The organism is Arenimonas sp. (assembly GCF_022842045.1).
GTDB lineage: Bacteria > Pseudomonadota > Gammaproteobacteria > Xanthomonadales > Xanthomonadaceae > Arenimonas.
The window spans coordinates 33,785-43,487 of record NZ_JALHQI010000010.1 but is presented as its reverse complement, the minus strand read 5'-3'; the positions used below and the strand labels follow the sequence as shown (position 1 = coordinate 43,487).

The 9,703-nt window shown below is 70.3% G+C and carries 11 protein-coding genes; 5 read left to right on the top strand and 6 right to left on the bottom strand.

Annotation, left to right across the window (positions count from 1 at the left end; translation table 11 throughout):
- Together Q0C12_RS04080 and ygiD are read right to left on the bottom strand one after the other, a co-directional pair.
- Positions 1-545, bottom strand: a 545-nt coding sequence (locus tag Q0C12_RS04080; protein WP_290886532.1) for a bile acid:sodium symporter, incomplete at its 3' end; no start/stop codon positions are given.
- Between the two features lie 5 nt (positions 546-550).
- On the bottom strand, positions 551-1,339 hold the full coding sequence (gene ygiD, locus Q0C12_RS04075; RefSeq protein ID WP_290886529.1) for a 4,5-DOPA dioxygenase extradiol: 789 nt from the start codon (positions 1,337-1,339) through the stop codon (positions 551-553).
- A 142-nt stretch (positions 1,340-1,481) separates the two neighbouring features.
- Here ygiD and Q0C12_RS04070 point away from each other — a divergent pair, with 142 nt between their 5' ends.
- Positions 1,482-1,847, top strand: coding sequence for a PadR family transcriptional regulator (locus Q0C12_RS04070; RefSeq protein WP_290886526.1), 366 nt, complete (start codon positions 1,482-1,484; stop codon positions 1,845-1,847).
- Entirely contained in the window at positions 1,844-2,755 is a 912-nt protein-coding gene (locus Q0C12_RS04065; RefSeq protein WP_290886523.1) for a sensor domain-containing protein, read from the top strand. The genes Q0C12_RS04070 and Q0C12_RS04065 overlap by 4 nt, the downstream gene beginning before the upstream one ends.
- A gap of 60 nt (positions 2,756-2,815) precedes the next feature.
- Here Q0C12_RS04065 and Q0C12_RS04060 read toward each other — a convergent pair whose 3' ends face one another.
- Positions 2,816-3,211: an MAPEG family protein gene (locus Q0C12_RS04060; RefSeq protein WP_290886520.1), complete on the bottom strand. Its 396-nt coding sequence runs from the start codon at positions 3,209-3,211 to the stop codon at positions 2,816-2,818.
- Positions 3,212-3,313: 102 nt separating this feature from the next.
- On the opposite strand from Q0C12_RS04060, the gene Q0C12_RS04055 reads away from it, so the two are divergent.
- Together Q0C12_RS04055 and Q0C12_RS04050 are read left to right on the top strand one after the other, a co-directional pair.
- Positions 3,314-4,615, top strand: coding sequence for an NADH:flavin oxidoreductase/NADH oxidase family protein (locus Q0C12_RS04055; protein WP_290886517.1), 1,302 nt, complete (start codon positions 3,314-3,316; stop codon positions 4,613-4,615).
- An 8-nt stretch (positions 4,616-4,623) separates the two neighbouring features.
- Positions 4,624-5,199: a DUF1415 domain-containing protein gene (locus Q0C12_RS04050; RefSeq protein ID WP_290886515.1), complete on the top strand. Its 576-nt coding sequence runs from the start codon at positions 4,624-4,626 to the stop codon at positions 5,197-5,199.
- Positions 5,200-5,262: 63 nt separating this feature from the next.
- Here Q0C12_RS04050 and Q0C12_RS04045 read toward each other — a convergent pair whose 3' ends face one another.
- From Q0C12_RS04045 to Q0C12_RS04035, 3 genes are all read right to left on the bottom strand, one after another.
- Positions 5,263-5,781, bottom strand: a complete 519-nt coding sequence (locus Q0C12_RS04045) for a DUF2059 domain-containing protein (protein ID WP_290886512.1) — start codon at positions 5,779-5,781, stop codon at positions 5,263-5,265.
- A gap of 73 nt (positions 5,782-5,854) precedes the next feature.
- Positions 5,855-7,636 (bottom strand): acyl-CoA dehydrogenase C-terminal domain-containing protein, encoded by a 1,782-nt coding sequence (locus tag Q0C12_RS04040; RefSeq protein WP_290886509.1) that lies wholly within the window; start codon positions 7,634-7,636, stop codon positions 5,855-5,857.
- 90 nt (positions 7,637-7,726) lie between these two features.
- Complete coding sequence (locus Q0C12_RS04035; RefSeq protein WP_290886506.1) at positions 7,727-8,905, bottom strand: NAD(P)/FAD-dependent oxidoreductase; 1,179 nt, start codon at positions 8,903-8,905, stop codon at positions 7,727-7,729.
- Positions 8,906-9,000: 95 nt separating this feature from the next.
- Between Q0C12_RS04035 and Q0C12_RS04030 the strand changes: the two genes are divergently transcribed.
- The gene (locus tag Q0C12_RS04030) at positions 9,001-9,657 is read left to right on the top strand and encodes a hypothetical protein (protein ID WP_290886503.1); all 657 of its coding nucleotides are present in this window, start codon (positions 9,001-9,003) and stop codon (positions 9,655-9,657) included.
- The last annotated feature ends 46 nt before the right edge of the window (positions 9,658-9,703 follow it).

Here is a 9,703-nt window from a genome sequence, read left to right as displayed (position 1 = left end):
AGCACGCCCAGCAGCAGCGAGGACAGCGTGCGCACGGGCTTCTCGGCGGCGTCGGCCAGCGCCGGGTACCACGCGCGCAGCGCCATGCCGAGCGTGACGGGGGCGATCACCAGCACCGCCACTTCCAGCACCTTGCCCACCGGCGGCGGCACGTGCGCTTCGGCGCCGAGGAACCACGACAGCGCCAGCGCGGTCCACAGCGGCAGCGTCAGCAGGGCCAGCAGGCTGTTGATGGCGGTGAGCGTGATGTTGAGCGCGACGTCGCCGCGCGCTATGTGGCTGAACAGGTTGGCGGTGACGCCGCCCGGCGAGGCGGCCAGCAGCACCAGGCCCAGCGCCAGTTCACCCGGCAGCCTGAAAGCGAGGCACAGCCCGATGGCGACCGGCGGCAGCAGCAGGGTCTGCACCACCAGCGCCACGGCCACCGCCCGCGGCAACTGCAGCACGCGCCGGAAGTCGGCCAGCGTGAGGTGCAGGCCCAGCCCGGCCATCACCACCGCGAGCGCGATGGGCAGGAACACCACCAGAATCGCGTTGTCGGCCATGGCGGTCAGGCGCCGATGAGGACCGAACGCATCGAGATCGAACTCGCCACGCTGTCGTTGAAGAATTCCACCGCGTCGTCCTCGCGCTGCAGCGCCAGGATGTATAGCAGCGGCAGGTAGTGCTCGGGCGTCGGGATGGCGAGCAGCGCGTCGGGCCCCAGGGTTTCGTAGCCGAGCATGCCTTCGTGGTGGCCCTCGGCGATGCGGTCGGCGATGTCCTCGTCGAAGCGCTGCGCCCAATCGTAGGGCTCGGCCTGGTTTGGCTTCCAGTGGCGCAGGTTGTGGACGATGTTGCCGCTGCCCACCACCAGCACGCCTTCGTCGCGCAGCGGCGCCAACTGACGGGCCAGGTCGTAGTGCCAGGCGCCGGGCTGCAGGCTGGACAGGCTCAGCTGCACCACCGGGATGTCGGCCTCCGGGTACATCGGGCGCAGCACGCCCCAGGCGCCATGGTCGAGGCCGCGGTGGCTGTCGAGGTGGACGCGGGGCTGCTCGATCAGCTCGGCGACGCGGTGCGCCAGCGCCGGGCTGCCCGGCGCCGGATAGCGCACGTCGAACAGCGCGCGCGGGAAACCGTGGAAGTCGTGGATGGTCTCGGGCTTCTCGGTCGAGCTGACGTACACGCCCTGGGTTTCCCAGTGCGCCGAGATGCAGAGGATGGCCTCGGGGCGCGGCAGGCGTTGGCCCAGGGCCTGCCAGCTTCGCCGCCAGGCGTTGTCCTCGATGGCGTTCATTGGCGAACCGTGCCCCAGGAAAACCGCGGGCATCGGGCCGTTCATGGACGCAGCGCTCATCGAGGACTTCTCCGTTCAGGGGGTGGGCACGGACAAGACATTACCACCCTGACTTCCGGCACTGCGAAGCCCCCGGGCCGTTTGCCTAGTATCGACTCAACGATACCGTCAACGGCGCTATACCAAGTGCCCGGAGAGTGCGATGACCGACATCGAGCCGCACCTGAAGAAGTTCCAGAAGGAGCTCAGCGCCGGGACCGTGTCCCTGGTGCTGCTGGCCGTCCTGGCCCAGTCCGGCGAGCCGCTTTACGGCTACCAGATCGCCAAGCGCCTGGAGCTGACCGGCGACCCGCTGCTGGGCGGCAAGCAGAGCGCCCTGTACCCGGTACTGCGCAACCTCAGTGCCGCCGGCCTGGCCGACAGCCACGTCGAGCCCTCGGTCAGCGGTCCGCCGCGGCGCTACTACCGCATCACCCCGCTGGGCCAGCGCGTGCTGGCCGAGTGGAAATCGAGCTGGGACACCACCCGCCAATCCGTCGACGCCGTGCTGGAAGGAAACCTGCGATGAACACCGCCACCCCGCGCACCATCCCCGAATACCTCGATGCGCTGCGCCGCGAGCTGCGCGACGCCGATCCCGCCCTGGTCCAGGACGCGCTGTACGACGCCGAGGAGTACCTGCGCTCCGAACTGGCCGAGAACCCCGGTACCGACGAGGCCACGCTGCTGGCTGGCATCGCCGGCAGCTACGGCGATCCGGCCGAGGTCGCCGCCATTTACCGCGACACCGAAGTGCAGGTGGCGCAGGCGCTGCGCACCCCGCCGCCGGCTGCACGCACCAGCCTCGCCGGTCGTTTCTTCGGTGTGGCGGCGGACTCGCGCGCCTGGACGGCACTGTTCTACATGCTGCTGTCGCTGGCCACGGGCATCGTCTACTTCACCACGGTGGTGACCGGCATCAGTCTGTCAGCAGGCATGGCGATGCTGATCATCGGCATTCCCGTGGTGATCCTGTTCGTCGGCATCGTGCGGCTGCTGTCGCTGGTCGAGGGCCGGCTGGTGGAGGCGATGCTGGGCGAGCGCATGCCGCGGCGCCCGCTGTACGTCGGCCGCGGTTTGCCGTGGCTGGAGCGGATCGCGGCCATGTTCACCGATCCGCGCACCTGGTCGGCCATGCTCTACCAGGTGTTGATGCTGCCGCTGGGTGTCTTCTACTTCAGCGCGGCGATCACCGGGCTGTCGCTGTCGCTGGGCCTGGTCGTCGGCGGCGTCGGCGCCCTGCTCGAAGGGGCGGGCATCGTGGACTTCGAAGGCACCGTGCAGGTGTGGCCGTTCGCCAGCCCGCTGGTGGCGGCGCCGGTGCTGATCCTCGTGGGCGTGCTGGGGTTCTTCGTGGTGCTGCACCTGGCCCGCGGCATCGGCAGGCTGCACGGCGCGCTGGCCAAGCACCTGCTGGTGAAGACCGCGCAGCACTGAGTGCGCGGCGAGGGTGGCAACGGGATCGCGGGGCCTGCCGGCGCCGCGATCCCTCGGTCTTCAGCCGGCCAGCACCAGGGTCCAGGTGACGCCCCAGAATGCCATCACCAGCAGCACCGCCAGCGCCAGCAGGCCGAGGCCGAAGCCCGGGCCGCGGTTGCGGCCCGGCACGGAGTAGGCCGCCGCATACCAGATGCGCCCGACCAGCCAGACCGCACCGGCCAACGCCGCCCATTCCGGGTTGCCGAAGTGCGCGGCCAGCCACAGCGTCGGCAGGAACATGATGGCGCCTTCCTGGGTGTTCATCTGCACGCGGAAGGCGCGCTCGAAGCCCTCGTGGCCGGTGGTGGCCGGGGCCTGGATCTTGTACTTGCCGCGGGCGCGGCCGACCAGGATCGTGCAGACGATCATCAGGACGACGGTGAGCAGGGTCACGAGGGCGATCAACGGATGCATGGCGGGCCTTGGCGTGGGTAGTGGCGCCACTCTAGCCCGGCGCCGCGGCGCGCGTCGTGAATCCGGTATCTTGGCCGTCCCGACCCGCACTTCGAGCCCGCGATGAACGATCCCCTGGCCCGGCCGCTGAAGCTGCCCTGCGGCGCCGTCATCCCCAACCGCCTGTGCAAGGCGGCGATGACCGAGGGCCTGGGCGACGCGCGGCTGCGCGCCACCGAACGCCACGTCCGGCTCTACCGCGCCTGGAGCGAAGGAGGCGCCGGCCTGCACGTCACCGGCAACGTGATGATCGACCGCCACGTGATCGAGCGCCCGGGCAACGTGGCCATCGACACCACCCATGCCCCCAGCGTGGACGCCGAAGCGCGCGCGCGCCTCAAGGCCTGGGCCGCCGCGGGCACCGTCGGGGGCAACGGGCTGTGGATGCAGGTCTCGCACGCCGGGCGGCAGTCGCCGCGCTACGCCACGCGGCAGCCGGTGGGGCCGTCGGAGGTGCAGCTCGACCTGCTGGGAAACTATGCCCGGCCGCGCGCGCTGCGCGAGGACGAGATCCTGGACCTGGTGCAGCGCTTCGCCGCGGTCGCGGTGATCGCGCGCGAGACCGGATTCACCGGGGTGCAGGTGCACGGCGCGCACGGCTACCTGCTCAGCAGCTTCCTCTCGCCCGTCACCAACCAGCGCACCGACGCCTGGGGCGGTTCGCTGGAGAATCGCGCGCGCTTCCTGCTCGAGGCCGTGCGCGCGGTGCGCAAGGCGGTCGGGGCCGATTTCCCGGTGTCGGTGAAGCTCAATTCCGACGATTTCCGCAAGGGCGGCTTCAGCCATGCCGACTGCCTCGGCGTGGTGCAGCTGCTCAACGGCTGCGGGCTGGACCTGCTTGAGATTTCCGGCGGCAACTACGAGCAGCCGCGCCTGCTGGGTGTGTCGGGCCGCGAAGGCGACGCGGTGGCGGTGCGGGAGAGCACCAAGGTGCGCGAGGCCTATTTCCTCGAATACGCCGCCGCCATCCGCAAGGTCGCCACCATGCCGATGATGGTGACGGGCGGTTTCCGCACCCGCGCCGGCATGGAGGCGGCGCTGGCCAGCGGCGACACCGACCTGATCGGCCTGGCCCGGCCCTTCTGCACGCACCCGGACGTGGCGCGGCGCCTGCTGGCGCGCGAAATCGACGAACTGCCGGCTTTCGAGCGTCGCCTGCACTTGCGGCCGCGCGGCTGGCTGTCGCCGGCCAGCCCCTGGCTGCTGCCCAAGATGGTGAACGTGCTCGGCGCGCAGGGCTGGTATTACCAGCAGATGGACCGCCTGGCCGACGGCCGCGCGCCCGACCTCGGCCGTGGCATGCTGCGCGCGTTCGCGCGCTACTGGTGGAACGACCTGGGCAAGGCCGCCCGGCTCACGCGTTAGGAGGCCCGATGCACACGCACGATCCCATGCACGGCGACGAGCCGCTGGTCGACGAGGCCGTGGTGGCGGCGATGCGCGAGTGGCTGGAGAAGGCCGTGATTGGCCTGAACCTGTGCCCGTTCGCCAAGGCGGTGCACGTGAAGCGGCAGATCCGTTACGTGGTGAGCCAGGCCGAGACCGAAGAGGCGCTGCTCAAGGACCTGCTGCACGAGCTGCAGCTGCTGGCCTCGGCCGACCCGGGCGACATCGAGACCACGCTGCTGGTGCACCCGCGGGTGCTGGGCGATTTCCTCGACTACAACGATTTCCTCGACATCGCCGACGCGGCGGTCGATGAGCTGGGGCTGGACGGCGTGCTGCAGGTGGCGAGCTTCCACCCGCAGTACCAGTTCGCCGACAGCGACGCCGATGACATGGCCAACTTCAGCAACCGGGCGCCGTACCCGACCCTGCACCTGCTGCGGGAAGACAGCGTGGACAAGGCGGTGGCGGCCTTCCCGGAGGCGGACCGGATCTACGAAGCGAACATCGAGGCACTGCGCGCACTCGGGCCGGACGGCTGGAAGCGGCTGTTCAACCGGTAGCGGGGCCGGGCGGCCCCGCGCGTTGCCTACCGGCGCCGAAGCCGGCCCTTGCGGGCCGGTTCGTTACTTGGACTTGTCGTTGGCGCCGGACTCGCCGGCTTCTTCGGCCAGGCGCGCGTCCTCGGCCTGGATGGCCGCGACCAGTTCACCCATGTTCTCCATCACCTGGCGCTGGCCGAGCTCGCCGCCCAGCTGCATCATGCGCGGCATCTTGGCGAGGAAGGTCTTGCCGGTCGGCGTGGAATAGAAGTCGCTGGCGGCGCGCATTTCCTGGGCGGTGAATTCCTGGGCGTAGATCTCGACCAGCGGGTCGCGCAAGGCTTCGTAGCTCATGTGCTTGGCGAAGAAGTCTTCCATCACCGAGCGGTAGCGCTCGAGCTCGGGCTTCTCCTGCAGCTGCATGTCCATCATCACGTCGAGCGCGCTGGAGAGCTGGTTCTCCATGTCCATCACCTCGAGCAGGCGCAGGGCTTCCTTGCGGGCTGCGGGGTCGGCGGCAGGCGTGGCGGCCGGCTCGGCGGCGGCGGTGGCCAGCGGCAGGGCGAGGAAGAGAGTGCACAGCAGGCGGCGGAGGAGGGTCATGGGGCTTCCAGCGGTTCGTGGGCAGGCGTCGAGTGTGCCAGACGGACGCGCGCGGGCGCGACCGCCGGTGCCGTCAGAAATCCTCGGCGGCGATCGCCATCAGGCTGGCCGCGCCGGCGCGGGCCGCGCGGAACTGGTGCGCGGTCTCCGGCAGCAGCCAGGCGAAGTAGAAGCGCGCGGTGGCCAGCTTGGTGGCGTGGAAGCCTTCGCCGCCCTTGTCGAGCGCCACCGCCGCCATCCGCGCCCACATCCAGGCGTAGGCCAGGTGGCCGATGATGCGCAGGTAGGGCACCGAGGCCGCGCCGACTTCATCGGGATTGGCCTGCGCGCGCGCGCCGAGTTCCTGCGTCAGGGCGACGGTGTCGGCCAGCAGCTTGCCCAGCGGGCCGTTGAACTCGGCCATCGCGGCGTTGCCGGCATGGTCCTTGAGGAAGGCCTGCACGAGCGCGGCGAAGCGCCCGAACTTCTTGCCGCCGTCCATCAGCACCTTGCGGCCCAGCAGGTCCAGCGCCTGGATGCCGTTGGTGCCCTCGTAGATCATGTTGATGCGCGAATCGCGCACGAACTGGTCCATGCCCCATTCGGAGATGTAGCCGTGGCCGCCGAATACCTGCTGGCAGAGCGTGGTGGTTTCCCAGGCGTTGTCGGTGATGAAGGCCTTGACCACGGGGGTCAGCAGCGCCATCAGCTCGTCGGCCTCTTCGCGCACGGCCGGATCCGGATGGGCATGCTCGCGGTCGATCAGCAGCGCGGTCCAGGTGGTGAAGGCGCGGCCGGCCTCGGTGTAGGCGCGGCTGGTGAGCAGCATCCGGCGCACGTCGGGATGCACGATGATCGGATCGGCCGCCTTCGCGGGCTGCGCGGCGCCGGCGGGCGCACGGCCCTGCAGGCGGTCCTTCGCGTACGCCACCGCGTTCTGGTGCGCGACCTCGGCCTGGCCCAGCGACTGCATGCCCACGCCCAGGCGCGCGGAGTTCATCATCACGAACATGGCCGCCAGGCCCTTGTTCGGCTCGCCGATCAGCCAGCCGCGGGCGCCGTCCAGGTTGATCACGCAGGTGGCGTTGCCGTGGATGCCCATCTTGTGTTCGATCGAGCCGGCCTTGATCGCGTTGCGCTCGCCGGGCTGGCCGTTCGCGTCGGGGATGAACTTGGGCACCAGAAACAGCGAGATGCCCTTGGTGCCGGCCGGCGCGTCGGGCAGGCGGGCGAGCACCAGGTGCAAGATGTTGGGGGCCAGGTCGTGCTCGCCGGCGCTGATGAAGATCTTGGTGCCTGACAGCGCGAAGCTGCCGTCGCCGTTCGGCGCGGCCTTGGTCTTGAGGATGCCGAGGTCGGTGCCGCAGTGCGGTTCGGTCAGGCACATGGTGCCGGTCCACTCGCCCGAGACGATCTTGGTGAGGTACACCTGCTTCTGCTCGTCGGTGCCGAAGGCATGCAGGCACTCGTAGGCGCTGTGCGACAGGCCCGGGTACATCAGCCAGGCCTGGTTGGCCGAGTTCCACATCTCGTACAGCCGGTTGTTGACGATGGCCGGCAGGCCCTGGCCGCCGAAGTCCGGATCGCAGCTCACGGAAGGCCAGCCCGCCTCGACGAACTGGGCATAGGCTTGCTTGAAGCCTGGCGGGGCGGTGACCACGCCATCGCCGTGCCAGGTGCAGCCCTCGCGGTCGCCAACCTGGTTGAGCGGCTGGATCACCTGGCTGGCGAACTTCGCACCTTCCTCCAGCACGGCCTCGATGGTCTCGCGGTCCACGTCGGCATAGCGCGGCAGCGCCTTGAGCTCGTCCTGGACCTTGAGCAGGTCGAACAGCACGAAATGCATGTCGCGCAGCGGGGCGGTGTACTGAGGCATGGTCTGGCGCCGGGAAGAAAAGGAGCGCGGACTCTACCATACCCGCCCGTACGGGCCAGGTGAATCAAATGAACCAGGTTCATTTGTTTATCAGGCGGATTGGCCGGCGGCGTGGCCGGAGGCCCAGGCCCACTGGAAGTTGTAGCCGCCCAGCCAGCCGGTGACGTCGAGCACTTCGCCGACGAAGTACAGACCCGGGGCTTGCCGGGATTCCATGGTGGCGGAGGACACGCCGCGGGTATCCACGCCGCCCAGGGTGACCTCGGCGGTGCGGTAGCCTTCGGTGCCGCTGGCGACGATGGGCCAGTCGGCCAGCTGGCGGGCGATGTCGGGCAGCTCGCGGTGGGTGTACTGCCGCATCGGCTTGTTGGCGAACCACACCTCGCACAGACGCTGGGCAAAGCGCTGGGGAAAGGCTTCGGCCAGCACGGTCTTGAGCTCGGCCGCCGGCTTGGCGGCCTGGCGTTCAAGCAACCAGGCCTCGGCGTCCCGGTCGGGCAGCAGGTCGAGCCGCAGTTCGCGGCCCGGCTCCCAGTACGACGAAACCTGCAGGATGCTCGGGCCACTGAGGCCGCGGTGGGTCACCAGCAGCGCGTTGTCGAAGCGCGCCTTGCCGCAGCGCGCGGATACCGGGAAGGCCACGCCGGCGAGCTCGGCGTAGTGTTCCTGGTGCTTGCCGCTCAGCGTCAGCGGCACCAGGCCGGCGCGCGTGGGCAGCACCTCGTGGCCGAACTGCCGGGCCAGTTCGTAGCCGAAGCCGGTGGCGCCCATGCTCGGGATCGACAGGCCGCCCGTCGCCACCACCAGCGAAGGCGCGGTGAGCGTGCCCTGCGAGGTACGCACCCGGTAGCCGCCGCCGACCAGGCCCTCGACGGCCTCCACCGCGCAAGACACCTGCACCACGACGCCGACCCGCGCGCACTCCTCGAGCAGCATCGCCACGATCTGCTTCGAAGACTCGTCGCAGAACAGTTGGCCCAGCTCCTTCTCATGCCAGGCGATGCCGTGTGCCTCCACCATCGCGATGAAGTCCCCGGGCCGGTAGCGCGCCAGCGCCGACTTGCAGAAGTGGGGATTGGCGGACAGGAAGTTCGCCGGCGTGGTGCCGGTGTTGGTGAAGTTGCAGCGGCCGCCGCCCGACATCAGGATCTTCTTGCCGCAGCGGTTGGCGTGTTCGACCACGTGCACGCGGCGCCCGCGCCGGCCGGCGGTCAGCGCGCACATCAGCCCCGCGGCGCCGCCGCCGATCACGATCACGTCGGTTTCCATGCCGCGCACTGTAGCCGCCGCGCGCGGGGCTGGCGACCGTTCCCGCGGCTGCCCGGCATGGCTATGCTGGGCCGGAATCCAAGACGGAGGCCACGATGGCCGCGAAGAAGCTGCTGACGGGTTGCCTGGTCGTGGTGCTGGTGTTGGTGGTGGGTGCCGGTGCGGCGTGGTGGTTCCTGCTGCGCCCGATGTGGAACGCGGGCGGCGAGATGCTGTCGGGCGCCAAGGACTGGGCGACCAGCCTGGACCTGGGCGACGACATCACCAACCAGGCGCCCTACGACCCGCCCGCCGACGGCCGCCTGACGCCAGCACAGGTCACGGCGCTGGTGAAGGTGCAGGAGGTGGTGGTGCGGGACATGGGCAGCGACCTGCGCGCCCTGGCCGAGCGCGCGCAGCAGGCCCGGCAGGCGCGCGCGGCCGACCAGCCGCCGGACCTGCAGGACCTCGCGACCGCCTACCGCGAAACCAGCGCCCTGCTGGGTCGCCTGAAGGCCGCCCAGGCCGCGGGCGTGAACGAGGCCGGCCTGTCGCGCGACGAGTACGCCTTCGTGCGGCGCCAAGCGCTTGCCGCGCTGCCGCTGCTGGTGGACGTGCAGGGCATGCCCGGCCTTCCCGGGCTGCCAGGCCTGGAGGCCGTGGCGCCCCGAGACGACGCCGAACGCGAGGCCGCCCGCCACAACGCCGAGCTGCTGCGCCCGCACCTGCCGTTGCTGCGCCAGACCTTGGGCGCCGGCGCGCCGATGCGCTGAGCGCCAACGAACGAAGTCCTCGGCGACGGGGGGTGACGACGGCGCC